This window comes from Oscillospiraceae bacterium, assembly GCA_035353335.1.
Classification (GTDB): Bacteria; Bacillota; Clostridia; order Oscillospirales; family JAKOTC01; genus DAOPZJ01.
The window spans coordinates 41,843-67,860 of the sequence record DAOPZJ010000004.1 but is presented as its reverse complement, the minus strand read 5'-3'; the positions used below and the strand labels follow the sequence as shown (position 1 = coordinate 67,860).

Annotated in this window: 26 protein-coding genes and 1 tRNA gene; 9 read left to right on the top strand and 18 right to left on the bottom strand. The window is 48.7% G+C overall.

Going from position 1 to position 26,018, the window contains the following annotated elements; all coding sequences use genetic code 11:
* Positions 1 to 6: 6 nt before the first annotated feature.
* The 4 genes from PKH29_02000 to PKH29_01985 all read left to right on the top strand — a co-directional run bounded on the left by PKH29_02000 (position 7) and on the right by PKH29_01985 (position 4,589).
* Positions 7 to 2,022 (top strand): glycoside hydrolase family 31 protein, encoded by a 2,016-nt coding sequence (locus tag PKH29_02000; GenBank protein ID HNX13611.1) that lies wholly within the window; start codon positions 7 to 9, stop codon positions 2,020 to 2,022.
* 304 nt (positions 2,023 to 2,326) lie between these two features.
* Positions 2,327 to 2,806, top strand: a complete 480-nt coding sequence (locus PKH29_01995) for a sigma-70 family RNA polymerase sigma factor (protein HNX13610.1) — start codon at positions 2,327 to 2,329, stop codon at positions 2,804 to 2,806.
* Positions 2,803 to 3,969, top strand: coding sequence for a hypothetical protein (locus tag PKH29_01990; protein ID HNX13609.1), 1,167 nt, complete (start codon positions 2,803 to 2,805; stop codon positions 3,967 to 3,969). The genes PKH29_01995 and PKH29_01990 overlap by 4 nt, the downstream gene beginning before the upstream one ends.
* 161 nt (positions 3,970 to 4,130) lie before the next feature.
* Entirely contained in the window at positions 4,131 to 4,589 is a 459-nt protein-coding gene (locus tag PKH29_01985; protein HNX13608.1) for a GtrA family protein, read from the top strand.
* A gap of 31 nt (positions 4,590 to 4,620) precedes the next feature.
* Here the strand turns inward: PKH29_01985 and PKH29_01980 are convergent, their stop codons facing one another.
* The 12 genes from PKH29_01980 to PKH29_01925 all read right to left on the bottom strand — a co-directional run bounded on the left by PKH29_01980 (position 4,621) and on the right by PKH29_01925 (position 14,476).
* Positions 4,621 to 6,459 (bottom strand): DUF4153 domain-containing protein, encoded by a 1,839-nt coding sequence (locus PKH29_01980; protein ID HNX13607.1) that lies wholly within the window; start codon positions 6,457 to 6,459, stop codon positions 4,621 to 4,623.
* Between the two features lie 55 nt (positions 6,460 to 6,514).
* Positions 6,515 to 7,288, bottom strand: a complete 774-nt coding sequence (locus PKH29_01975) for a sialate O-acetylesterase (GenBank protein ID HNX13606.1) — start codon at positions 7,286 to 7,288, stop codon at positions 6,515 to 6,517.
* A gap of 383 nt (positions 7,289 to 7,671) precedes the next feature.
* Entirely contained in the window at positions 7,672 to 8,070 is a 399-nt protein-coding gene (locus PKH29_01970) for an arsenate reductase ArsC (protein ID HNX13605.1), read from the bottom strand.
* Positions 8,067 to 9,134 carry an ACR3 family arsenite efflux transporter gene (gene arsB / locus PKH29_01965; protein ID HNX13604.1) on the bottom strand — a complete coding sequence of 356 codons (1,068 nt, stop codon included), beginning with the start codon at positions 9,132 to 9,134 and terminating at the stop codon, positions 8,067 to 8,069. Before arsB ends, PKH29_01970 begins: the two co-directional genes overlap by 4 nt.
* A 48-nt stretch (positions 9,135 to 9,182) precedes the next feature.
* A complete protein-coding gene (locus PKH29_01960; protein ID HNX13603.1) occupies positions 9,183 to 9,971 on the bottom strand; it encodes an arsenite methyltransferase in 789 nt (262 codons plus the stop codon).
* A 44-nt stretch (positions 9,972 to 10,015) separates the two neighbouring features.
* Complete coding sequence (locus PKH29_01955) at positions 10,016 to 10,219, bottom strand: 4Fe-4S binding protein (protein ID HNX13602.1); 204 nt, start codon at positions 10,217 to 10,219, stop codon at positions 10,016 to 10,018.
* A 2-nt stretch (positions 10,220 to 10,221) separates the two neighbouring features.
* Positions 10,222 to 10,560 carry a thioredoxin family protein gene (locus PKH29_01950; protein ID HNX13601.1) on the bottom strand — a complete coding sequence of 113 codons (339 nt, stop codon included), beginning with the start codon at positions 10,558 to 10,560 and terminating at the stop codon, positions 10,222 to 10,224.
* Positions 10,561 to 10,592: 32 nt separating this feature from the next.
* Positions 10,593 to 10,883, bottom strand: coding sequence for a ferredoxin family protein (locus PKH29_01945; protein ID HNX13600.1), 291 nt, complete (start codon positions 10,881 to 10,883; stop codon positions 10,593 to 10,595).
* Positions 10,884 to 10,905: 22 nt separating this feature from the next.
* Positions 10,906 to 11,919, bottom strand: a complete 1,014-nt coding sequence (locus PKH29_01940; protein HNX13599.1) for a permease — start codon at positions 11,917 to 11,919, stop codon at positions 10,906 to 10,908.
* Between the two features lie 76 nt (positions 11,920 to 11,995).
* Entirely contained in the window at positions 11,996 to 12,310 is a 315-nt protein-coding gene (locus tag PKH29_01935; GenBank protein HNX13598.1) for a metalloregulator ArsR/SmtB family transcription factor, read from the bottom strand.
* Positions 12,311 to 12,381: 71 nt separating this feature from the next.
* Positions 12,382 to 13,200: a molybdopterin-dependent oxidoreductase gene (locus tag PKH29_01930; GenBank protein HNX13597.1), complete on the bottom strand. Its 819-nt coding sequence runs from the start codon at positions 13,198 to 13,200 to the stop codon at positions 12,382 to 12,384.
* Between the two features lie 226 nt (positions 13,201 to 13,426).
* Positions 13,427 to 14,476, bottom strand: a complete 1,050-nt coding sequence (locus tag PKH29_01925) for a hypothetical protein (protein ID HNX13596.1) — start codon at positions 14,474 to 14,476, stop codon at positions 13,427 to 13,429.
* A 198-nt stretch (positions 14,477 to 14,674) separates the two neighbouring features.
* On the opposite strand from PKH29_01925, the gene PKH29_01920 reads away from it, so the two are divergent.
* Positions 14,675 to 16,930, top strand: a complete 2,256-nt coding sequence (locus PKH29_01920; GenBank protein HNX13595.1) for a glycoside hydrolase family 2 TIM barrel-domain containing protein — start codon at positions 14,675 to 14,677, stop codon at positions 16,928 to 16,930.
* A gap of 37 nt (positions 16,931 to 16,967) precedes the next feature.
* Positions 16,968 to 18,116 carry a glycosyltransferase gene (locus tag PKH29_01915; protein HNX13594.1) on the top strand — a complete coding sequence of 383 codons (1,149 nt, stop codon included), beginning with the start codon at positions 16,968 to 16,970 and terminating at the stop codon, positions 18,114 to 18,116.
* 131 nt (positions 18,117 to 18,247) lie between these two features.
* Here PKH29_01915 and PKH29_01910 read toward each other — a convergent pair whose 3' ends face one another.
* From PKH29_01910 to PKH29_01885, 6 genes are all read right to left on the bottom strand, one after another.
* Positions 18,248 to 20,044 (bottom strand): heparinase II/III family protein, encoded by a 1,797-nt coding sequence (locus PKH29_01910; GenBank protein HNX13593.1) that lies wholly within the window; start codon positions 20,042 to 20,044, stop codon positions 18,248 to 18,250.
* Positions 20,045 to 20,059: 15 nt separating this feature from the next.
* Positions 20,060 to 21,244, bottom strand: a complete 1,185-nt coding sequence (locus PKH29_01905) for a glycoside hydrolase family 88 protein (GenBank protein ID HNX13592.1) — start codon at positions 21,242 to 21,244, stop codon at positions 20,060 to 20,062.
* A gap of 22 nt (positions 21,245 to 21,266) precedes the next feature.
* Positions 21,267 to 21,806: a 5-formyltetrahydrofolate cyclo-ligase gene (locus PKH29_01900; GenBank protein HNX13591.1), complete on the bottom strand. Its 540-nt coding sequence runs from the start codon at positions 21,804 to 21,806 to the stop codon at positions 21,267 to 21,269.
* A 181-nt stretch (positions 21,807 to 21,987) separates the two neighbouring features.
* Positions 21,988 to 22,932 (bottom strand): SPFH domain-containing protein, encoded by a 945-nt coding sequence (locus PKH29_01895; GenBank protein ID HNX13590.1) that lies wholly within the window; start codon positions 22,930 to 22,932, stop codon positions 21,988 to 21,990.
* Between the two features lie 49 nt (positions 22,933 to 22,981).
* Positions 22,982 to 23,410 carry an NfeD family protein gene (locus PKH29_01890; protein ID HNX13589.1) on the bottom strand — a complete coding sequence of 143 codons (429 nt, stop codon included), beginning with the start codon at positions 23,408 to 23,410 and terminating at the stop codon, positions 22,982 to 22,984.
* A 219-nt stretch (positions 23,411 to 23,629) separates the two neighbouring features.
* Positions 23,630 to 23,718: transfer RNA gene (locus tag PKH29_01885), tRNA-Ser, on the bottom strand.
* Between the two features lie 260 nt (positions 23,719 to 23,978).
* Here PKH29_01885 and PKH29_01880 point away from each other — a divergent pair.
* From PKH29_01880 to PKH29_01870, 3 genes are all read left to right on the top strand, one after another.
* Positions 23,979 to 24,476 carry a GAF domain-containing protein gene (locus PKH29_01880; GenBank protein HNX13588.1) on the top strand — a complete coding sequence of 166 codons (498 nt, stop codon included), beginning with the start codon at positions 23,979 to 23,981 and terminating at the stop codon, positions 24,474 to 24,476.
* A 186-nt stretch (positions 24,477 to 24,662) separates the two neighbouring features.
* On the top strand, positions 24,663 to 25,802 hold the full coding sequence (locus PKH29_01875; GenBank protein HNX13587.1) for a helix-turn-helix transcriptional regulator: 1,140 nt from the start codon (positions 24,663 to 24,665) through the stop codon (positions 25,800 to 25,802).
* Positions 25,786 to 25,986, top strand: a complete 201-nt coding sequence (locus tag PKH29_01870; GenBank protein ID HNX13586.1) for a PLD nuclease N-terminal domain-containing protein — start codon at positions 25,786 to 25,788, stop codon at positions 25,984 to 25,986. Before PKH29_01875 ends, PKH29_01870 begins: the two co-directional genes overlap by 17 nt.
* Positions 25,987 to 26,018: the final 32 nt, after the last annotated feature.

Genomic DNA, 26,018 nt, shown 5'->3' with positions numbered 1-26,018 from the left:
AATGATATGGAGTATTTTTCAATCGAAAACGAGGTTTTGCACTTCAGACGGCGCAAGGAGCTTGTGCAGCTGATGGCATGGGGCGACGGCGTCCGCGTCCTTGCCACTCAAAACACGGCTTTCGCGGACAACGATTGGGCGCTGTCGATTCCGGCGAAAAAAGAAGCTGTGATTGAAATTAGCGGCGATGTTGCAGCTATCACAAACGGCAAAATCACCGCCAAAATCAATTCCTTCGGCAAACTGCGTTTTTATAACCAAAAAGACGAATTGCTGCTCGGCGAATATTACCGCAGCACCCAGCACGGCGGTGACGACCTCAATCAGGTCATCGACCTAGGAAGATATGGCCGTGAATACCGTGGACTGCCGGGCGAAAATTTTGAGATCACGGTGCATTTTGACTCCAACGATAAAGAACACATCTTCGGCATGGGGCAGTTTCAACAGCCCTATCTCGACATAAAGGGCTGCACGCTCGAGCTCGCGCCGCGCAATACCCAGGCGCCGATCCCGTTTTTGATCTCGAGTATGGGTTACGGCTTTTTATGGAATAATCCCGCCGTCGGCAGCGCGGAATTCGGCAAGAATTTGACCAAGTGGCACGCCTGCTCGGGCAAGCAGATCGACTACTGGATCACCGCAGGAGATTCCCCCGCCGAAATTGAAGAAAATTATGCAAAGGTGAGCGGCACAGCCCCGATGATGCCCGATTTTGCGATGGGCTTTTGGCAGTGTAAGCTGCGTTACCGCACACAGGAGGAACTGCTGTCCGTGGCGCGCGAATATCACCGCAGGAGCCTGCCGGTCGGGGTGATTGTGGCGGACTTTTTCCACTGGCCTTTTCAGGGCGACTGGAAATTCGACCTCGACTACTGGCCCGACCCGGCGGCGATGGCGCGTGAGCTCGACGATATGGGCATGAAGCTGATGGTCTCGGTATGGCCTACACTCGAACCGGGTTCCGAAAATTTCATAGAGATGACCGACCGCGGCCTGCCGGTGCGGGTCGACCGCGGCCTTAAATTTACGCAGGACTGTATCGGCTACACTCAGTTTGTCGACATGACAAATCCCGAAGCGCAGAAATATGTCTGGGACGCCTGTAAAAAGAACTATTTTGATAACGGCGCGGCGTTATTTTGGCTCGACGAAGCCGAGCCCAACTTCACCAATCCCGATTTTGATATCTATCGTTATTACGCGGGCAGCGCGCTCGAATGCGCAAACGTTTTTTCGATCGGGTTCGCCAAGGCCTTTTACGACGGCGAGAGAGCTGCGGGCGTCGAAAACCCGATCAGCTTGATCCGCTGTGCTTGGGCGGGTTCTCAGAAATACGGGGCGCTGCTCTGGTCGGGCGATACCTCGTCCACTTTCACGCAGCTGCGCAATCAGATTCCGGCAGGCTTGAACACCGGGCTTGCGGGCATCCCGTGGTGGAATTCCGACATCGGCGGCTTTCACAGCGGCAATGTCCACGACCCGCGCTTTCATGAGCTGCTCATGCGCTGGTTTGAGTTCGGCACCTTTTGCCCGGTCATGCGGCTGCACGGCGATCGCACCCCGCGCGACAAGACCAAACTCGGCCCCAAGGGCGGCGGCACCTGTTCGACCGGCGGCCCGAACGAAATCTGGAGTTTTACACCGCAGGTCGAGGAAATTTTGTGTAAGTATATCTTACTTCGCGACCGCCTCAAACCCTACATCAAACAGACGATGGCCGAAGCCCACGAAAAAGGCACTCCGGTGATGAAGCCGTTCTTTTATGATTTCCCGAATGACGAGACCGCATGGAAGGTTGAAGACGCCTACCTGTTCGGACATGATCTGCTGGTCGCCCCGGTTACCGGCGAGGGTGAGACGAAAAAGACCGTTTATCTGCCCGCAGGCGCGACATGGACGGATGCATGGAGCAAACAGGCATATCAGGGCGGGCAGATCGTTACCGTCGACGCGCCGCTCGGGGTGATCCCGTTGTTTGTCAAAGATAATGCCGAGGTTATGAAATTATTAAATCTTTAAAAACATGTTGGCAAGAAAAATGTAGGGTGATATCATATAATCACAGCGGGCGATTATGAATCGCCCTACATTTAAATAATCACTGAGGTTCTGAAATCGTTGTTAAAAAAGATTTGCGGCGGGATGTAACGAACCGACACGGTTCGATGCATCCCGCCCTACATAGACTTCATTGATTAAGCCGCAAAGGACAGATGGCCTTTGCGGCTTTCTTGTGAAAAATAAAAAAATATGATAAAATTTTTTTAAATCATAAACGGATTCGTCACTTTCATTCGTATTTATGGTGGAAGGGGGGAAGGCAGTGAGTCCATCCGGTTCCAACGACTACATCACGACGGCAATTGAAAAATACTCCGACATGGTCCGCCGTATCTGCTTTCTTTACCTGAAAAACAACGCCGACGTCGAGGATGTGTTTCAAGAAGTGTTTCTGAAGTTTTTCCAAAACTTCGACACATTCGAGAGCGAGGAACACCAAAAAGCGTGGCTGTGCCGCGTTGCATTCAATCAATGCAAAGACCTGCACAAGAGCTTTTGGCGCAAAAACGTTGTCGATATCGACGAACAGGAGATCCCTTATGAACTCCCCGAGCAGAGCGATGTGACAAAAGCGGTGCTGGAACTGCCTCCCGATCAAAAAGAGGTTGTCTACCTGCATTATTACGAGGGCAGACCGATCCCGGAGATCGCAAAAATCATGCAAATCAACCCGAACACTGCCTATTCCTTGCTCCGCCGCGCAAAGTCCCGCCTGAAAAAGAAAGTGAGTGAACTCGAATGACATCCTTTTCCGATGATTTGAACAAAATCAAAGCCGAAGGGACCTTGAAAGAAAAGACCAAGGCCTTCGTTCGGACGGAACTTGCGAAATCGGAATATGAGCGCATGGGAACCATCCGGACTAAAACAAATAAAAAGGAGAATCCGTTTATGAAGAAAATCCTCGGTGCCATCTCTGCCGTCGCCGCCTGCGCGCTGCTTACGGTCGGTGGGTTCGTCCTTTACGCCACCCCTGTCAATTATGTCAGTGTTGACATCAATCCGAGTGTGGAACTCGGCGTCAACGCCTTCGGAAGCGTTGTCTCGGCGAAGGCCTATAACGACGACGGTGAAAATCTGCTTGCCGGAGTCGATGTCAAAAATCTGTCTTTGGAAGACGCCGTCAGCGGTCTGGTCGAGCAAGCCGGCGCTCAGGGCTACATCAAGGATGACGGCTCTTCGGTCATTGCAGTCACCGCCGAATCCAACAACGAACAAACAGCCGCACGGATTCAAACCATCTGTGAAAATTGTATTACGCTTACTTTAAACAAAGGCGAAACCACTGCGACCGTCTACACCGATGCAATCACCCTGCATTTCGCACAGAAAGCGCGGGAACTCGGCGTGTCTCCCGGAAAGTATAAACTGATTCAAATCCTGCAGTCCCTTGACCCCTCGATCACCATTGAACAATATAAAAACGCCAAGATCAGCGAAATCATCGCGGCAGGAAACGCACTGCTCGGCAATCAACCCGGAAACAACGGCAACGGCAACGGCCAGGGCAACGGCTCTAATGCCGATTCGCTCCAGCGCATCCGCAACGCAGCTTTGAAAACCCAAGGATTGAAAGATGATGACGAAGACGTGACCATCGGCCAAAGCGGCACGATCGGCCAAAGCGGAAACGGCAATCAAAACAAAAACTCGAATAAGACCTCTTCTAACCAGGAAAAAGAGAAAGAAAACAAGGGAAACAAACCGACCGCATCTTCGACGACACCCGGAAATAACGGCAATGGTAACGGCAACGGGTATGGTAATAATAAGAACACAAGCAGCTGCACATCCTCCTGCCCGTCTTCCTGCACATCCTCCTGCCCCTCGTCTTGTTCATCTTCCTGCGTGAGCACTCCGAACGGTAATAACGGTGCCAACAACGGCGTAAAAGGCAAAGGATAAATAATCTTTACTTGATGATACATCAACAGTCCTCCGATATAGAAAACCCGCAAGCCATGGCAAATGCCGTGGCTTGCGGGTTTTTACGATATATTTGACTATTTGACTGCCTGCCCATTTATGCTATAATAATTCCAAAAGCCGCGAAAGGCGGAATTGAAATGAAAAAGCAGAACATAAAAGAATTTTGGCGGTGGATTAAGTTTTTGTTGTTTTCCGTCAGCGCGGGTCTCATCCAGATGGGCAGCTTCGCTTTCCTGAACGAAATCATCCGGCTGCCTTATTGGGGAAGTTATCTGATCGCGCTGGTGCTGTCCGTCCTTTGGAATTTCACCCTAAACAGTAAATTCACTTTTAAATCCGCGAACAACGTGCCGATCGCAATGCTCAAGGTATTCGGTTATTATGCCATTTTCACGCCGCTTTCAACCGTTTTCGGCGATTGGTTGGTCGAAGACCTGCTTTGGAACGAATATTTAGTGACCTTTATTAACATGTTTATTAATTTTGTGACCGAGTTTTTATTCCAGCGGTTTGTGGTTTTCCGCAATACCATTGATACCAATAAGCTTGCCGAAAAGCAAGCCAAAAAAGAGCAGGCCGAATCCTCTGAAGCCTAGCCCTCGTAATGATATAATCGGCAATTTTAATTTATTTTTCCGAAATATACAGCACTCCCGGTTCAGCCCAATAAAAGTCCTCTCCGGTTGATGTGTTCACCGAAATTTGCACCGAATTTAAAACCAACAGGGCTTTGAACGAGTCGGTTTCAAAGCCAATGCTCATATTGTCCAAAGTTCCGGTGATGGAATCTTTCACATTTAGCCCGTATTGCTCGGTCATTTTTTTAAAATAGTTATCCAAACTCTGCTCGATCAGTACCTGACCATTCAATGAAATGCTGATTAAGGGGGCTTTTTTCTCCGACTCCGTGATCCATTTTACTTCGTAATCGCCGTTTTTACCGGTGAATCGAATCGGTTCCGAACCGTTTTTCCGGAAGCCGACAACCCAATCGTAATCTTTAATCGGCATTGCTGATGAGTTGAGAGAGATAAACAGACTTTTAGGGGTTTCGGGCGTTTCGGGATTTTGCGTTTGTGCTTGGGTTTGCTCAAACCCGAAGACCTCTTTAAAACCCTTTTCTTTAACCGCGGCCGCATCGAACCATACCGGCAATCTGTTTTGGTCTTCGTTGATGAGATAATACACCGCGTCGGTAACGGCGATTTTTATCGATTCTACGGGTTCTGTCTTGGCTTTTGACAAGGTATTGCCCGGCAGCATATCCTGACTGACCAATAGTTTTTCCAACCGGTTGATTTGAGCAGTGACCGGTAAATCCCGATAACCGATAACCGGCAGAATCGATATGGCCGCCAGAAAACATGCCGTCAGCGCAATAAAAACATGCGCGCGCAGTTTTTTCGTGAGAATCGATATAGACCCCACGAACGCAAGCACCCACAAGAGGATAAAAATATATTCGGTCGTCTTTAAACCGGTATTCAGAAGCTGACGGATCACCGCCCAGGCCTCAAAGATCAGGATGATGAAAGAGGCGATCGGGTAGACAATCCGGTATATTTTTGCGAGGGCAGATTCGCTGCGGATGGTCATTGCATGCAGCCACAGACCGCCGAGGGTGTATGCTGCCGCAATGGAATAAAGCTGAATGAATTCGACCTGCATCCCGGTCAGAACGGTCCGCCCCGTCCAAATGAGCAATACGAGCGTCAGGACCAAAACAATCGGGATCATGATGTAGGAAAACAGAATCTCAATAAACCGCGGCTGCCGCTGCGCTTCGTCCCGTCTCGGGTCGTCAATGCCCTTAGTGAAGTCCGGGAAATATCCGACAAACAGTGTATATCCGATGAGCCCCGACAGCGTACCGATATATTGATACACTTTTTCGCTCATGTCACTGTAAATCAGATATTTAAATGCCGCGGCAATGCCGGACGTACCTGCAAAAATGACAAGTCCGTAAATCAGAGAGATAAAAAAGGCCTTTTCCGCCATGAACAGAGCCGAATCAAACTCGGTTCGGTGTTCGCGGAAACCCGCGAAAAGGATAAACAGGATTAAGCTGATTAAAATCAGCACGGCGACGCGAATTTGGGCAATACTTCTGAGCATTGCATAGCTGTTTGGGGCATTGAATTCGGGAAGGAAGTACAGCAAAGCAAATGTCACAGCGGCGGCAATAATGCCGAATAGATTGGCGATAATAAATACCTTATTACCCCCGAAGCGGCTGACAGCCAATACGACCGCAGCCAGACTGACGATGGCTCCGAGCGCAAACGACCAGTTCAGACAGTTGAACAAGAAGTTATACGGCTCCTGCTGCTGCCAGTCAAGCTGAATCCGGATCAGCACCACAACCGAAAAAGCCGCTGCGCAGCCGATAGAGACCGGATATCGTTTCAATGCTTTCCATGCGCCCGCAAAAACATGAAAGACCGATTGAAATATTTTACTCACTCGAATCCCTCCAATCAAAACTTTTATTAGAGTTGATGAAACAGCGGAAATGTGATTATTTACGGTATAGCAGCGGTTTTTTACCGGTCAAAACACACCGCGCCATATTCAATCCTGCGTCGGCACCTGTGATATTATACCCCTGCTGCGTAAAATGGCAGTTGTCTTTCATCAATTCCCGCATTTCGGAAAACCTGACCGAGGCTAAAACCGCGTCTGGATTTTCACGGCAGAGTGTTTCCTGTGCCGCGATAATCTCATCGAAAGAGTCATTATCGCGTTGGTGCCCGATTTGAATGACAAAGCATTTCTCGATTCCGGCCGTTTTCATTCGATTGATAATCGCAGTCAGCCGGACGTTGTACTCCTCGCCCGGCAGTCCATTAAACCCGTCCTGCTCACCCTGGCACCAGATCATAAACCGGTGCCGAATCGAATAACTATGATCAGTTAAATACTTCTCTGCTGCTTTCAAACGGGCTATTGCGTCTTGAATCGGCGGTTTATCGGGATGCCAGAATTCGGTGTCGGTTCCGCCCATGCTGCACGATACCGCGACGATCGGGATGTTTGTCAGGGAAAAATAGGACTCGCAAAGAGCCGAAACCATGGAACCTGCCATCGCATGGTCGTTGACGCCGCTCTCGGGGTTATGCTCATTGACGCCGAACGGCTCGACAAGATCATACAGCCGGGTTGGGTCGCTGACGGCGCGGAACTCATAGCCATGTCCGCTTTTGCACACGACGCTTTCGGCGGCATTCCCCCGCCCGGACATATTCGACTGCCCTATAAAAATAACCAGGTCGACCATATTGTTTTGCTCCATCGCAACCCCTTCGATCTTCTTCCGTTAATTTCATTATAAAAGCGATTGCTTACGATGTCAATCCGAAGACTGACGCAAAATAGTAAAGGCGATTTGTTGTCAAATCGCCTTGCTCTATAAACTCCGATCGCATGATAACCTTAAAAATTGGAACCAGCGAAACTATTACCAGCCTTTTCTTTTCTCACCGCAAGGACGAGAAATTTCTTCAATCGCTTTAATGAGACAAAAAGATTTACATTTCATACACCCGCAGCATTTATAAAAATCTATCCATGGTTTATCGCTATTTGTTTCTCTGATTACCGCATTATTAGGACAATTAATTTCCACATTACAAGGGCTGCAATTTTCACATATCGCGGAATTTATAATTGCTCTTTTCATGAACGCCCCCCAAGTTCCGTCTTTAAAGAAATGATTTTTGATTCAATCGTTTTGATTACAGTAATGAAATGATCATCCGATTTGCCTGTAGGATCGTCGAGTCCCCAATCCTCCCGACGTTTACACGGCAGATAAGGACACTCGACATTGCAGCCCATCGTGATGACCACATCCACCGGCGGCAGATCGGCGAGCAGCTTGGGACGCTGGGTCAACTCCATGTCGATTCCATAAAGCTGCTTCATCAGCCGAACGGTGTCGGGATTAATGCGGTCTTTTACTTCCGTGCCTGCGGAATAACTCTGAAAAACATCTGCGGCGAAATGCTTTCCGAGCGCCTCGGCGATTTGACTTCGGCAGGAGTTATGGACGCAGATAAAAGCGACTTTCTTCATTTTGCTGTTTCCTTGCCGGTCTCGGGAAACCAATGCTTTGTTTTGTTGATAAATTTCACAAGCAGCAGCATCACCGGAACTTCTGTCAGTACGCCGACCGTGCAGACAAGCACCACCGGGGAATCCGGCCCGAACAGCGAAATCGCGACAGCCACCGACAATTCAAAGAAATCGGAAGCGGCGATCAGAGAGGCGGGCGCGGAAATGTTATGAGGCAGTTTCGCCCACCTGCACAACTGATAGGCAATCGTCGCGGAGATGATATTTTGAAGAATCAGCGGAACGGCGATCAAGAGCACATAAAACGGATTTTCCAGAATCACATCGCCTTGAAATGTAAAAATGATAACGAGCGTCAGCAACAAACCGGAAGTGGTAATCCCGTCGAATTTCGGAACAAACTTTTCGTTGAAATATTCCAAACCTTTTTTCCTGATCATTAAACTCCTCGTTACAGCGCCTGCCGACAAAGGAATTACGACAAAGAGAACGATGGAAAAAATCAGTGTATCCCAAGGGATTTGACTTTGATTGATTCCGAGCAGTAGAGTTGTCAGCGGGACAAACAAAACAATGATCAACAGATCGTTGACGGAAACCTGCACCAGCGTGTGCGCGGGATCGCCCTTTGTGAGGTTGCTCCACACAAAAACCATTGCTGTACACGGGGCAACGCCCAGCAATACGGCGCCTGTCACATAGCTTTGCGCCAAATCATGCGGGATAAACGCTTTGAAGATGACATAGAAAAAGAGAGACGACAGACCGAACATCAGAAACGGTTTTACCAGCCAGCTGTTTCCGGATGAAATCACCAATCCGAGCGGGTTCTTTCTCACATTTTTTATGGACTGAAAATCAATCTTCATCATCATCGGGTAGATCATAATCCAAATGAGGACGGCAATCGGGATATTTTGCCCCGCATATTGAATTTTTTCGAGAAAACCGGGGATTCCGGGCAAAAATTTGCCGATCAAGATACCCGCCGCCATACATAACAGCACCCAAACCGTCAGATATTTTTCAAAAAATCCGATGCCCTGTTTTTTTATTTTATCCACAACACCATCTCCGATTCGTGTTTGAATACCGAACAATTTCGAAAATTATTATTTTTCCGCCTCGATGATATAGGAAGCCACGTAATTTTCGACGCCTTTTCCGGGCGCCCAAGAGGACAGGATTTCTCTGCTGTTGTCTTTCGGGGTCATTCGAATGTTTTTAAAACCGGCGTTTGTTAACATCGCTCTGAGGTTTTCAACATATTCCGCTCCCGCAATGCAGCCCGTCAGCATGGCGATGTTCTTTTTCAATTCCTCGGGCAGTTCGGCAGTCGCAACGACGTCGGAAACGCAGATTCTCCCTCCGGTTTTCAAAACCCGGTAGGCCTCTTTGAACACCTTTTCTTTTTCAACCGATAAATTGATCACGCAGTTTGAGATAATCACATCCACGACGCCGTCCGCAACCGGCATATGCTCAATTTCGCCAAGGCGAAACTCCACATTCGCGACTTTGCTTTTTCGGGCGTTTTCACGCGACAGCTTGATCATTTCGGGCGTCATATCGATGCCGATGACATGCCCGGATTCACCGACTTTTCTCCTGGCCAAAAAGCAGTCGAAACCGCCCCCGCTGCCCAAATCGAGAACCGTCTCGCCCTCTTTGAGTGAGGCGATCGCAAGAGGATTCCCGCAGCCGAGGCCCATATTTACCTGATTGGGCATATTTGAAAGGTCATCATCGGAGTATCCGAGATTTTTGGTGATTTCCTTAACGTCAAGGCGGGGTTTCGCACCGCAGCATCCCGAACTGCAGCCGCAATCTTCGCCGCCCTTCAACGCAATTTTCGAATACTTTTTTCGGATTTGCTCTCTGGTTTCCTCTTTGCCACTCATAAATAACTCCTTAAGGTTCGCAGTTATAACGTGTTATATTTGTTTTACTTTACTTCGATGCAGTTTCCGCAGCACAACTCGACACAGAGCCCGCAGCCGGTGCATTTACCCTCATCGATCTCCATGCGGGAACCGAGCGGCTCGTCGTCGTCTTCAATCCACGAAATCGCACCGGTGGGACATTCTTTCATCGGCTTGCACATCCTCAGGTCGGAAGAGCACTTCCTCTTATCAATGACAGCTTTCATTTTTAGCCCCTGACTTTCTGTAAAATTTTGATGACTTCTTCGGTCTTCAACACCTTGCCGTAAGAAACGACCTTGCCGTCCACGACCAGTGCGGGCGTGCTCATGACGCCGTATGCGGCAATCTGGGCGAAATCGGTCACATGGTCGATCGCCGCATCCATTCCGAGCAACAACAAGGCCTCTTTGACCGACGCTTCGAGCTGATTGCATTTGGCGCAGCCGCTTCCAAGCACTTTTACACTCGCGCCTTCGGTTTTTGCCTTCTCTGCTTGTTCCATACTTTTTGCGTCGCAGTTTCCACAGCAGCAGGATTCTTCCTTTTTCTTATTAAAGATTGACATAATCACTCGCTCCTTTTCGTTTTAATTTATTGTCAGCAATCACAGCCGCCTCTGCTGTTGCCGCCGTCGCAGCCGCATGAACTTTCAGCCGCCGCTTTTTTGTTCGGCGGCGTCCAGCCGGTGTCGTCGCCGACATAAGTAATCGCACCGACGGGACAGCGGTTGCCGCAGCCGTGGCAGTGATCGACGCATTCATCGGGGCTTATCACAACCGGCGACGGCGCCTTTTTGACGTCATACACGCCGTGCGGGCACTTTGCAACACAGGTGCCGCAGTCCTCGCAAATCAGATAATTGACAACAGGATACCACTTTTTAGCCATTTTCTTTTCCTCCGATAAGTTTTTATATAATCAGTGTCTGAAGTGCGTTGAACAGATATCCGACCAGGATGATGCCGACGGTACAAATTGCGATAAACAGTGCCAGCAGTTTGGGTTTCACCGCTTTACGAAGCATGATCATCGACGGAAGCGACAGCGTTGTAACGGCCATCATAAAAGACAGGATCACACCTAATTGCGCACCTTTTGCAAACAGGGCTTCGGCAATCGGAATCGTGCCAAAAATATCCGCGTACATCGGGACGCCGATCAATGTCGCAATGATCACGCCGAAGGGGTTGTTGCTGCCGAGTGCGGCGCTGATCCATTGCTCGGGAATCCAATTGTGAATGACAGCACCGACCGCAACGCCGATTAAAATGTACAGGATCACCTTTTTAAAAGTCGCGAACATCTGTTCTTTGGCGTAAACCAGCCGGTCTCTTTTAGTCAGATCGGGCGATTCGATGTCCACGCTTCCGGCGGTCAGAATAAAGCTCTCCACATATCTCTCCATATGCAGTTTTTCAATCAGCGTACCGCCTGCAACCGCGACAATCAGTCCGAACAAAACATAGATTATTGCAACCTTAACCCCGAAAATGCTCATCAACAGCACCAAGGAACCTAAGTCGACCATCGGCGAGGAAATCAGAAACGAAAACGTCACGCCGACCGGCAGGCCCGCGGAGGTAAAGCCGATGAACAGTGGAATGGACGAACACGAACAAAACGGCGTAACCGTACCGAGCAGCGCTGCAACGGTATTTGCACCGATGCCGTGAAAGCGTCCGAGAATCTTTTTACTGCGCTCCGGCGGAAAATAGCTCTGGATGTAGCTGATCACAAAAATCAACAGGCACAGCAGCACCGTGATTTTAATTACATCATAAAGGAAAAACTGTGCGCTGTTGACCCACCGGTTTTCAAGATCCAATCCAAGGGCGGAAAGCCCGCTCCCGATGAGGTCATTTAACCACTTCATACCGAGAATTTGGGTTTGTATAAAGTCCCAAATAGCTTTTAATACTTGCATTGCGCTACCCTTTCATATCAAATAATTTTGATGTATTGGTTTTGATAAAAGCCATCCGCGGATCATTGCGATGGCTTTATTTTTGGCAGCAGGTTTCTTTATCACAAACCGTGTTAGGTGTAGTCAGTTCTCTCAACAATTCAACGGCTTGCGCACTGCCCGTTTCACTGAGTTTGTAATGCGTCCACTTGCCCTCCTGGCGGCTCTCGACGATGCCCGACTCGACCAGAACCTTCATGTGATACGAGATCGCCGACTGGCTCATATCGAGTTTATCCATCAGCACACAGGCGCACTTTTCTCCGCCGCGCAGCAGTTCCAATATCCGCAGACGGTTTTCATCACAGAATGCCTTGAAAACCCTTGCTTGCTTTTCATTTTTATCTTCCAAGATCGTTCACCTCACATCAAATATTTTTGATGTATCTATAGTATATGCCCATATTTTTCATTTGTCAACAATTATTTTAGATCTCCCTTATTTGAAAATCCACGGCTCTCCCAGTAACCCCGGTAATTTAAATCATCGGACAGTGTTATGCGGTTGACCCAGCGAGCCCATTTATACCCGCGCTTGGCTTCGGCCACCACGATGAACGGATATCCCATATCGGGCGGCAGATCCAATCCGTTGGCTTCATAAGCCAAAATCAATTTTTTCGAAAGCACATATTCCAGCGGAAGTGAGGTGGTATACCCGTCCACCGCTTCAAAAATCACCGTGTCGGCAGTTGATTTTGCTCCCGCCAAATCTATCAAGTCGGCAAGCAAAGCCCCGCGCCATAAGATCGTGGCTTCCCAGCCTTCGACGCAATGCAGCGTCACCAGCCGCTGATAATCCAGCATCGCCCGCACTTTTGCGATATCCAGTTCAATAGTTTTATCGACCAAACCATCAATTTTTATCACAAACCCCTCGGGATCAACATATTGTATCCCCTTAATCGAATTATCTCTCGATCCGACGGCGGGATCCAGCCGAAATCCCTCGTATTCCGTGACTTCGTTTTCGCGGTAACGGCTTAGGGTGGCTGAAGAAATCGCGTCCGCCATGCTCTCCGAGGTTACCGAGGATTGTCGGCTGCTTTTAAATTGACTGCTCTGCTGTTGATTCGAATTTTGGCTCGCCCCAACCGCTTCCGGAGATTGCTCGCTTTGAACCGAAACCCGGCTCGATTTTAGCGATGCCGAGCTGATCCCATCCGGTTGTTTCAGCCCCAAATCAGCACAGCTGCTAAATAACAATACCACTGCTAATATAAAAATTATGTAACGCTTCATAAAGCCCAATCCTCCAGGTTCTCCCGCTTTTATATTTTTATATTAACGAATACCGATCCAAATAATCAGTGAGTTTATCACTTTCCTCTTCTTAAAAAACCATACAGCAATGTAATAAATCACACGGCTGTATCACTTCGAAATTTAACTTTTTTTAGCGAACAAAGCCGTTTTAATGGGCCGCAATGCGCTTGTCAATCCATTATAGAAACAGAATGAAATTTTATTACTTTAACCGTTTTGCAACTTCATAAACAGCTTTTCGGTTTTCGGAGCACACCGTGTTCTCGTTAAAGAATAAAACACCTCTAAGTCGATTGTCTTTTTCGTGATATTCATTGATCCAATCGCCGAACTGCCCGATCATCTCGGGAGTTTTCGTCCAAATCGGATAATTATTTAACGCTTTATTGCGTACGCATACTTGCAGCACTAAGTCGTTGGGTGCTAACCTATCGAGCAACGCGTTAAAATGGGCTTGCGTGGTTTCAAAGTGTGCAATATGCGGCATCACGGCGTCGATCAAGGCACCTTTCAGACGGTTTGGGTCATGGCCCCAACCCTCGGCACACGACGAGTGCAAATAGACCTGTGTACCGGGCTTGATCGACTTGATTTTCTCATTCAATAGTTTCATCTTCGCCGTGATCACATCGGTTTTCCACCGATCAAACAACATGTCTTCGTCGGTAAAATCGTGAATGTCTCCGCCGGTATCAGCCTTGAATTCTTCGGCACAGGCAGGACAATAACACGAACCCGGCGCAAAGCTGAGCCGCTCATACCCCACCGATTTCACATTGGGATGGTTATAAAGCGCCAACAAATCCGCAATCTCGCGCTGTTCTAAGTCCCATACATCGGCGCTGGTGGGACAAAATAGCCACGAGCACAATTCCCCGTTTTTCAATTGCTGCTCGGCGGCATTCGGAAATGATACCCGGATTCTCTCGGGGTTATATATCGTTAAATTTGAAAAAAGCTGTATGCCGATATTGCGCTGTTTGGCCTCGTCAATTACTTTTGAAATAAATTCGGTTTTCGCGTCGGCATTCAGGCAAGTTTTATCCCGTAAACATTCGAGTTTTTGATCTTTTACCGGCCAGCAGAAACCATCGTGACCCGGATCGAATCGGGCATAGCTCGTCATCATCAAGCTCAGATAATTCATGCCGTGCTCAGCCATCTCGTCGAGCAGCCGCAGCATGTGCGGCAAATCGTTTCCCTCAGCCGTCGGGCTCTCATAAGAGATTCCGGCCTGCCAGCCTATTATCAAATTCGACACTCCTTTTACTCTGTCATCAACAGTCATTCATTATGCGATTTTCACGTTTTTTCAGTCTGATTTACCCAATGCTGAATTATATCATATTGCGAGAAAAAATGAAACGGGGGCGCTTTACTTGCTTTTCAAAACCCGTTATGTTAAAATTGTTCCGACAAAAAATGTTTGACTTGACGGAGGAATCAATTGATGCGTACGGTATCTCTTAACGGAAAATGGACGCTTTTCTGGGACAAGGAGGGCAATTTTGACCTTTCCGAACCCACAAATACCTGTCCGGCGACGGTGCCCGGAAATGTCGAACTCGACCTCTCGACGGCGGGAATTTTGCCGTCCGACCTCTATTTCGGGATGAACACCACCGCGCTCAAAGACCTCGAGGACTGCGCGTTTTGTTATACGAAAAACTTCGATAACCCCGGTTATAAAGGCCTTGCAATTCTGCATTTTTCCGGTGTCGACTGTATCGCCGAATATTATTTGAATGGCGAAAAGTTTGGTCAAAGCGATAACTCTTTCATCGAATATGAATTCGATGTCACTGCCCTGTTGAAAGCGCACAATACCCTTGCGGTTCTTTTGCACAGCCCGATTTTGGCTGCTTACAATGAGACCCCCGACGCGTTTATGACCCGCAATACCGTTCCGCTCAACCACGACTCGGTGTTTGTGCGCAAGCCGCCGCATGAATTCGGCTGGGACATCATGCCCCGCGCGGTGACTTTCGGTCTGTATAAAGATGTTTTTCTTTACGAAAAACCCGCTTTCTCGGTCACCGAAGTCGCATTCGACGTATTAAAGCTGACCGCCGACACTGCCGAACTTGATTTTGCGGTGATGACCGATCTCGGATTAGAGCAGATTAAATCCGGTTCCCGCATTGAGATTACCGGCGTGTGCGGTGAGAGCAGGTTTTCGGTGACCGAAAAACTATATTATAAAGACGTGTTAGTCCGTGTGAAAGTTCCGTCTCCGAAAGTGTGGTGGCCGCGCGATTACGGTGGCCAGAATCTCTACGAGGTGACCGTCAATATATTTATCGGCGGCGAAAAAGTCGCTTACAAGACACTTAAAGTCGGAATCCGCACCGTGAAACTCGCGCGCAGCGAAGTCACCGACGGTCAGAACGGCAAGTTCGAATTTATCATCAACGGGCAGCGCATCATTTGCAAAGGAACCAACTGGGTGCCGCTCGACGCTTTCCACAGCCGCGATAGGGATCGTTATGAAAAAGCCCTCGATTTGCTTTATGACATCGGATGCAATATGGTGCGCTGCTGGGGCGGCAACCTCTACCCTGAGGACTGTTTCTTTGACTTCTGCGATGAGCATGGTATTATGGTCTGGCAGGACTTCGCCATGGCCTGCCACGCCTATCCTCAAGACGAGAAATTTTGTAAAAAACTCGCGGATGAGGCCGCTTTTATTATTAAAAAGTTTCGCAACCACCCGTCGCTGGTGCTCTGGGCAGGCGACAACGAGTGCGACGCAATTCTTTACCAAAACCATACCCTGCCCTCGCTGAATATTTTGACCCGCAAGGTACTGCCGGAGGCCGTCAAACTAAACGATTATAACCGACCCTATCTGCCCAGTTCGCCGTATATCTGCGACGAACTTGCAGCTGCGCAGCGCGACGATTTGCTGCCGGAATTCCACCTCTGGGGGCCGCGCGACTATTTTAAGAGCAGTTTTTATACCACCGCCAAAGCGCATTTTTTCAGCGAGACCGGCTACCACGGCTGCCCGGGCCGAAAATCGCTCAAAAAATTCATCTCACCGGATAAGCTCTGGCCTTATACCAACAACAGCGAATGGAATCTGCATTCCTCCGACCAGCGTGACAACGACTACCGCGTGCTCTTGATGGAAAGACAGATCCGGCAGTTGTTCGGCGAAGTGCCGGACAATCTCGATGATTATACTTTTGCTTCGCAGGTCTCGCAAGCCGAAGCAAAGAAGTTTTTCATCGAAAACGTGCGCACCCAAAAATCGGTCAAGAGCGGCATTTTGTGGTGGAACCTGCTCGACGGCTGGCCCCAGATGTCCGACGCAGTGGTCGACTGGTATTTTGAAAAGAAACTCGCCTATGACTATATCAAGCGTTCCCAAACGCCGTTTTGCGTCATGATCGGCGCGATGGAGAGCTGGAACCTGCCCGTGGTCTCGGTGAACGATACTCTCAAACCGCTCTCGGGTGAAGTCCGGATCTGTGATGAGAGGGGTGTACCGCTGTTTGAACGGGAATTCTCGATTCCTGCCGACGGCTTCTCGGTGCTCGAACGCATCCCCGCGATGTACAGCGACAAAGCGCTGTTTTTAATCGAATGGCGTACCCAAAACGGACGCGGTACCAATCATTTTGTCACCGGAACACCGCCGTTCTCGCTGAAGCAATATAAAAATTGGTACGAAAAAATTACGATGTTTTCGAAAGAGAAATAAAAAGCATGGAGTACAGCATTAGGGAGGTATGAAATATATGCGCATCGGAGAATTCACCGACTCTTTTTTACCGATTGCCGACGGCGTCGGTAGAGTCGTTTTGGGATATTCACAGACACTTGGCCAAAAAGGGCATGACTGTTATGTGATCGCGCCGATGTCAGACACCGGCTGTCGGGGCAAATATCCGTTTGAGATCGTAGATTTCGCCGGAATGCCGCTGCCGAAAATGCCGCAGTATCGCGCAGGGGTTCCGCTGTTCGACCAACACTACCACGCCCGCATGGAGATGATCGATTTTGACATTGTCCATGTCCACAGCCCGTTTACCGCAGGTCAGGAAGGCCTGCGGATCGCCAAAAAACAAGGAGTTCCGCTGGTCGGCACTTTCCACTCCAAATATTACGACGATTTTCTGCAGGTCACAAAGCAGGAAGTTTTGGCCGATTTCGGAGTCAAATATGTTGTGGCGTTCTATGAAAAATGCGACGAGGTCTGGGCGGTCAGCGCATCCAGCGCAGAGACATTGAAAAGTTACGGGTTTTCCCGCGACGTCATCGTAATGCCAAACGGCACCGATGTTCGAAAACCCGTTCCGGATGAAAAAGAAAAAGCGTTGAAACAATATTCACCCGATGGCGATCCGATTTTGCTTTTCGTCGGACAGCTCAATTGGAAAAAGAATATTCTGCGGATTCTTGAGGCTGCATCGGTCTTAAAAAAAGCCGGAGTCAAATTTCGCCTTGTCTTAGCCGGACAGGGACCGCACCGCGCCGAAATCGAGGAAAAATGCAGCGCACTCGAAATCAGTGATATCACAGTTTTGCCGGGCCATATACTCGATACTGCCAAATTAGACGGTTTGTACCAGGCGGCGTCGCTGTTTGTTTTTCCTTCCGTCTATGACAACGCGCCGATGGTCATACGGGAGGCCGCCGCAATGAGCACGGCATCAGTGATGACAAGAGGCAGCAGTACTGCCGAAGGTATTATCGAAGGAGAAAACGGCCTGCTTTCGGTCGATAATTCGATGGCGCTCGCCCGTGTGATCGAGGATGCTTTAAAAAATCCGAAGAAGTTAAAAGAACTCGGCAAAAATGCTCAAAAGTCCATCCCGGTCTCCTGGGATATCCTGCTCGATGCCGTTTTGGAACGTTATCAACGATTGATCGGACTTTATCTGTGAGAACCAATATCCATAAAGTTAAGAGTTAAGGATATTCCTGATATATTGCTTCATTTGTTCATTTTAAAAAAAATATATATAACACAGCTTCGGCAAACACCCAAGCTGCATCATTTTTTTAATGAAAGAAATTATTGGATTTCAAACGCAATCAAGTGTTCTTTTTTATTCTCCGTAATAATTTTCACTCGATACAAATAATCCCGATTCCAATCTTTTTTCAAACTCTCGTCGTTCAACTCTTTGGACTCGACGATGATTTTTATCGGAATATCGGCGGCTAAAGTATGCCCGTTCAGGGAAAAACCGCTTTCGGTCAGTTCGGGTTTATCACGCAGCATAAAGTTCCAGCACACCTCGGTCGGGTTTTCGCAGACAATATAATCTTTTACGATTAAAACATCCCCGTCAAAAATCCACTCGCGGGTGCAGACCTTGACGTCTGCGCCTTTTTCATATGCGTCCGGATAACTGACAAATGCGGTCTTCTTATCCTCGTCAAATGTGAACTTGTCGGCTTTGTATTCGCCGCCGTTATGCTGCGTTTCCCCGTCGATCTCAGGGAGGTTGTGCCAGCTTGACTGCATCGTCCAAATTTTATAACGGTTTTCGCTGAAGGTATCGCGGGTGTAGGTCCCGACGCCAACGTCAATCAGCCACGGTTCTTCGTCGAAATAGACGATGAAACTGCCGACATCGTTGTGGTTGTGGCTCTCGTTGTTGTGCCCGCCCTTGAACGCGGTGAAAAGGTGTTTGCCGCGCATCACGCCCAGCTGCATGCCATCGTAATAAGCAGTTTCCGGGGGGATATATCCTGTCGGCGGTTCGATCTTCTGAACAAGGTTTTTTACAAACCGATACATAAAAAAGTTCAGGTTGCTCTCGGTGATAACGGTCTCGTTGTCAAGATGCTCCGCGGCAAAGCTTTTCAGTCGTTCGCTGTTTACCCGCTTTCCGTAACGGTATACAACCCCGAAGTCGAATGAATTCAACTTAAAATGCGCGTCGGCAAAGGTCACAAACTTTTTCCCGCCGATGTTCACGTTCATAATGTATTCGCCGACTCTTCGGGTAAATTCGTGCCCGAAAATGTTGATATCGCCGCCGGTCATATCATAAAGCTGTTCGAGCGCATCAAGCCACGCCGCGCCCGCCGCAACCCAATACCCCGCGCCTTCGTCGCAGCCGCCGTCATCGTCATAGGTCTCGGTGAAAATATCGAGGAATTCTAAAGAGCGTTTGACCACGGCCTCCCGGGCTGCGGTATCCCTGACGGCCAGCGCCGTCACTGAAAGCACATTCGAGACAATCCACGGAGTCCAGTTGTTGACGAATTCGGTGATCCACCGCATCGTGTAGGTCAGATACGGCTTGATGATGCGGCGGTTGAGCTCATATTCCACCCGTTCGCGGATGATTTCGGGAATTTCTGTGTCAATCCGGTCACCGATCAAATAAAACACCCACGCCAGCGTCGCACCCGTTGCAGCGCTGAATAGGTCGATGGCGACAATATTGTCGTCAAACACATCCGGCAGCGGTTTTGACAGCAATGATTGATCTTTTGCAACATTGTGCGCGGGAATGACCCAACTGGTCTCCTCGCAAATCGCCCAGATCAAATCGATGATTTCGGTGATATAAACACTCTTTTTCTCGAAAAGTTCTCCGAATGTGAGTGCGATCAGGCGCTCCCGGCGCTCGAAATAAAGGGCTTGAAAATTCGTACGATTGCCGTTGATCGTAAATTCCCGGTATAACGATGCCGGCAAAACCGGAATCGTTTTCCCTGCCATCTGTTTAGCCCGCTCAATCAATACTTTTTGTTTTGCCGCAGGGATATCGGCGGGAGTTTTATTTAAATCCGAAAAGAGTTTGTATTCCTTAAACGGCAGCACCCGATAGTTTGCATGTTCAAAAAACTTCATTTTAATTTATCATCCTTACCAAAATAGCTTGATATCCGGCTTGATCAATTTCGCCAGCGCTTCTATGTAAAAATAGTCGCCGAAGATCGTGCCTTCGGGCGCTTTGGACGCCGGCCAGTTATACAAGCCGTCGCTGAGCAGCGCGGTGGACTTTTCACCCTGCGCAGTCGTATAGTGATCAATCAGCGAACAAACAATGGCTTTGGCAGCGGAGTCATATTTGTTTTTATCCGCCAGGTATTTTTCCGCTCTCAATATCCCGCAGGCAGTGATCGCAGCCGCTGAAGTATCGCGCGGCTCTGTGCTGCCCTCGCCGAAAATCAAATCCCAATAGGAAACCAGATCGGACGGAAGGGCATTCAGGAAAACGTTCGTAATCTGATACCATAACGGCAGTTTGGACTTATCGCCGCTGTCATCGAAATAGAGCGGAAGCCCGTAGATGCCCCAGCTCTGTCCACGCGCCCAACAGGAGTCGTCGGAATAGCCCTGTGCGGTCACACCGCGCAGCCGTTCGCCGGTTTCGGGATCAAAGAAAAAGGTGTGAAAAGTCGTCCCGTCCGGACGGAAAACCGTCTCGAAAGCAGTTTCTGCATGAATCTTTGCAATCTCGGCATAACGCTGATTACCGGTCTGTTCGGTTGCCCAAAACAGCATCGGCAGATTCATATAGCAATCGACGATCAGTCGGTAATTGTCCGGCACGCCCATCGGTCCCCAGGCCTGAATAAACCGCCCTTTTTCCTGATAGCGGTTGGCAAGGCAATCCGCAGATTTGAGTGCGTAAGTCCGGGCTTTTTTATTTCCTGTGAGCATATACGCCATCACACAGGAAAGTCCGAATAAAAAGCCCATGTCGTGAAAATCGACATTGACCCGGTTATCCATGCGCTCGGCAAAGCTGCCAACGCTCTGCTCGGCGACAGTGCGGTATTTATCGTCTTTGGTCAATTGATAGGCAAGCCACAGCATCCCCGGCCAAAAGCCCTCGGTCCAGCCCTTGTTCACGGTCGCCTGATAGAGATATCCTGCGCCTGAGCCCGCCGGCGGAAAGGTTTTCCCCCCAAATAACTCAATGCCTCTGTCGATGCGCACAAGCGCCTGTTCAAGGGCTTTTTGCAGTTTTTCCGGCGTCAGCTCGGCGGTCTTTTTGAGGTAGCGCTCCGGATTTTGAAGCGTTTCACAAACAGGTTGAAACATAAATGTTCTCCTTTGGATTTAGTTATGACGCGATGACAAGATCGGCTTTTCGATCGTGCGGTTCCGCGGGAATCTCATTCACTAAAAGTTCTTTTCGGCACAGCACAACCGAGAATCCCTGATATTCGGCCAAAAAGCGGTCGTAATATCCCTTTCCGTACCCGATTCTATAACCTCTTTCATCGGCGCACAGGCATGGCAGCACTGCTAAATCAATCAAGGAAACAGGTATGACTTGCCCGCCCTTTTTCACGGTCGGAATACCGTATAAATCATTTTCCAAATCATTGATATTTTCGATAGTCACAGCTTCCATGGCGTATTCGGGCAGACATCTCGGCACGCATAGTTTCTTTTTGAGCTGAATCGCCGCTTTTAGTATTTCAAGTGTTGAAACCTCATCGCGGACGGAGATATAGCAAAAAACTATCTTAGATTCATTAAATTCTTTTGATAAGAGCAGCTTTTCCGCCGCCGCAAGATCTGCTTCCTTTTTTCTCCGCTCGGGAATCACCATCGCTTTTTGAATGGCCCATGCCCTTAATTCGTCTTTTTCAATCATCAAGCGTTTTCTTCCGTTTTCATAATAGATATTTTACTTTACAAAGAAATATTAAAAAACCGATTCGCTAAAATTATACTTTATCTCGCAATATTGTCAAGCGCTGCATTATAATTCCTTAATACAGAAACGCCTGTCGAAAATCTCTTCGACAGGCGTTTGGATGTAATCTAAAGAACTTTTATTCTTTCATGAGTTCCTTAACAGAAGTCGCAAGACCCGCCAGCGACTGGATCTCGGACGGAATGATGATCTTTGTAGACGAGCCCTGACCGACTTTTGTCAGCGCTTCCAAACTCTTGAGCGCGATGACCTGCTGAGAAGGAGCGGATTCGTTCAGCATCTTGATACCGTCAGCCAGCGCGGACTGCACCTTGAGAATCGCTTCGGCTTCACCTTCGGCTTCGCGGATTTTCTTTTCCTTTTCGGCTTCGGCGGCCAAAATCTTGGATTGCTTATCGGCTTCCGCAGAGAGAATTACAGACTGCTTCTGACCTTCGGCGACGAGGATGGCGGCGTTCTTTTCGCCTTCAGCGCGCAAAATCGCCTCACGGCGTTCGCGCTCAGCTTTCATCTGACGCTCCATCGCGTTTTGAATTTCTTTCGGCGGCAGGATGTTCTTGAGCTCGACGCGGTTAACTTTGATGCCCCACGGGTCGGTCGCGACGTCCAAAATCACACGGATCTTGGCGTTGATGGTGTCACGGGAAGTCAGAGTCTGGTCGAGTTCCAATTCGCCGATGATGTTGCGCAGGGTCGTCGCCGCCAGCGTTTCGATGGCCATCATCGGGTTTTCAACGCCGTAGGAGAACAGTTTCGGGTCGGTCACCTGGAAGTAGACGACGGTGTCGATCTGCATGGTGACGTTATCCTTGGTGATGACGGGCTGCGGCGGGAAGTCGGCAATGCGTTCTTTCAGCGAGACCTTTTTCGAAATTTTATCAAAGAACGGGATTTTGGCGTGCAGACCGGTTTCCCAAGTTGTGTGATAAGCACCGAGGCGTTCGATGACATAAGCATGTGCCTGCGGCACGACTTTGATATTCGATACCAGAACGATCAGAACGAAAAGAGCGATAATTGCGATTGCGACGCTTCCGCCGACACCGATTGCTGCAAAGATCATAAGTAATCCTCCTGTCTGTTATGACTGTTTTCTTCTCATGATTCGTGGGTTATGATTGTTTTTTAACGAGCAGTTTTGTGCCTTGGATGTGTTTGACGATGACGACTTCGCCGGCGGGAATGTTTCCGCCGTCCACATCGACTGCGTTCCAGACAAGCCCGTTAACATTGACTGTGCCCAATGTATGCGGTTCAATCGGTGTTAAAACAACCGCTTCTGCGCCGATGTTGCGGTCCGCATTGGTCGGTTCCTTTTTGCCGCGCATTTTACGCATTAAAGGCCGTGTCGCCGTTAAAGTTGCGCCGGAGACCACGATGAACAAGACGAGCTGAAGCCACAGCTGCGCGCCGAACAAGGTTGCGACACCGGCGACCAGAGCGCCGGCAGCGAACCAAATGCTGACCAAGCTGACAGTTGCGCCTTCGATGAGAAGCGTGACCACAAAAATGCCCGCCCATATCCAGATCATGGGTCCCATAAAAAAACACCCCTTTCAAAGGTTTCCGAGCCAAATTATATGTCGTTTGGCATAATCAAATGCTCCGGGCAAATGATCCGAATTCTTTTTCGTCATTTTACCCAAATATATTATATCACAAATATACATAAAGCGCAATAAAAGGAGTACATTAAAAGATGCCATTCGGAAAAAATTGCTAACAATAAAAAAACCGGTTAACTTGCGTTACCGGCTTTTTGGCGGAGAGGGTGGGATTCGAACCCACGTGGAGTTGCCCCCAAACTGATTTCGAGTCAGCCCCGTTATGACCTCTTCGATACCTCTCCGTATTTTACAGCGACTGAAAGATTTGCATCGGTAAAACCGTATGCGCTCTCCCTATCGCGGTTTTTGATTTTATCATATTCCATAGAATATGTCAATATCCGCATGTTTGTCAGCACCCGAAAAATTGCGTTGCGGTTTTCGCACTATATGTTATAATACGACTCACGGCATATTTTTCAATTTGTCTGCTTTTGATTTTGCCTTATATTCGATTTTATTTTCAGCGAGCCCAAAAATTGAACTCTTCCGGAGGATAAACATGACCGATTATAATGAAATGAACGCGCAGCTGCGGGCATTGATCCAAGGGGTGCCGCATTATATCGCAAATCTCGCCAATGCCTCGGCGTTAATTTTCAACACGCTCGAAGACATCAATTGGGCCGGGTTTTATTTTGCTGAAAACGAAAAAATCATCCTCGGCCCGTTTCAGGGAAAACCTGCGTGCATTGAGATTCCGGTCGGAAAGGGCGTTTGCGGAGCCGCTGTACGGCAAGGTACGACGATGCTGGACAAAGACGTGCATGAGTTTCCCGGTCATATCGCCTGCGACAGCGCATCCAATTCGGAAATCGTTATCCCGCTTCGCGTTCAAGGCAAAATCATCGGAGTGCTGGATGTCGACAGTCCTTCCGTCGGGCGCTTCACTGAAACGGACCGGGCCGGACTTGAAGAATTCGTGCATATATTGAGCGAAGCCCTTGAAAATGCAAGAAATAAACCATTTAATTTATATAGCTATATCCGCTCAATTTAAATCGGGCGAATAGCTCCAACAGATTTACCCTCCTTCAACCGAAATAAGCGAAGCCAGGAGTGTTCTTGCGGGAACGCTTATTTTTTAATGTTTCCAATTAGTTGATTTAATCAACTGAAATCAATTATAAATCCCTTGATATTCCATGTGAAAAGGGTGATAATGTTTCTCGTGAGGTGATTTTTCTTGAAAGAGATCAACATTTCGACGGTGATTGCCGCAAAGCGGCACGAAAGAAACATTACGCAAGATGAGCTCGCCGAATACATGAGCGTCTCAAAGGCCTCGGTCTCCAAGTGGGAGACCGGACAGAGTTATCCCGACATCACGTTTCTGCCGCGCCTTGCCGCCTATTTCAACATCAGCATCGACGAGCTGATCGGCTACCTGCCCCAGATGACCGCCGAGGATATTAAAAAAAACTATAACCGCCTTGCACATGATTTCAGCAGTAAACCCTTTGAGGAGGTTTACGCAGAGTGCAGGGAACTCGTAAAAAAGTATTACGCCTGCTTCCCGTTGGTCTTTGAGATTGCGGCGCTGTTATTGAACCACCATCCGCTGGCGAAAGAACCCGAAAAGCAGCAGGAGATTTTGAATGAGATCATCAGGTTATGCGAACATATCAAGACCGACGGAGACGACCTCTGGCTCTCAAAACAAGCCAACTCGATGCAGGCGATTTGTTATCTGACCCTGCAAAAACCGCTCGAAGTTCTTGAACTTTTGGAGGGCTCCACCAAGCCCGTGATGAGCACCGAAGTCATTCTCTCGGGCGCTTATCAGATGAAGGGCGATTCCAAAAAAGCCGCGACAGTCATGCAGGTAGGCGTCTACCAGTATCTCGGCATCCTCCTTAGTCTTGCCCCGTCCTATCTGTCACTGTATATGAAAGACGGGCGGTTTGACCCTCTGTTAGCCCGTTTTCTCAAAGTCGCCGAGGTGTTTGATTTCGATCGGCTCCGGCCCGATCTGCTTGCCCCGATTTACTATGTGGCCGCGCTGACTTATGCAACAAATCAAAACGCGGAAAAGACGCTTGAAATGTTAGCCGGTTACGAACGAGTCTGCACCTCTGCGAGCTTTGCGGTGGAATTGCACGGCGACCAATACTTTGACCTGCTCGACGATTGGCTGGAGGAAAACGAGCTCAACAAAAGCGTCCCCCGCGATATCAAGTTAATTCGACAGGATGTTATAAACATCATCAAAAATAACCCCGCGTTTACTTTTTTGGCGCAAAACCCCGTTTATCAAAATATCCTCAATCATCTCGAGGGAGCGCTATTTATGAAAGGATGGTCATCTTATGGAAAAATTGATTGAGTATCTCCCGTTTTTAATCCCGATCCTCATTGCGGAATTGTCGCTGACAGTTGCGGCGCTGGTACATGTTCTCAAACACCCTCATTACCGGTTCGGCAGCAAGGTCTTTTGGATCATCATGTGCTTTGTCCAGATCATCGGCCCCATTGTCTACTTTGTTTTCGGTAAAGGTGAGGAAGGTTGAAAAATAAAACTTCAACCTTAATACGAAAGGAA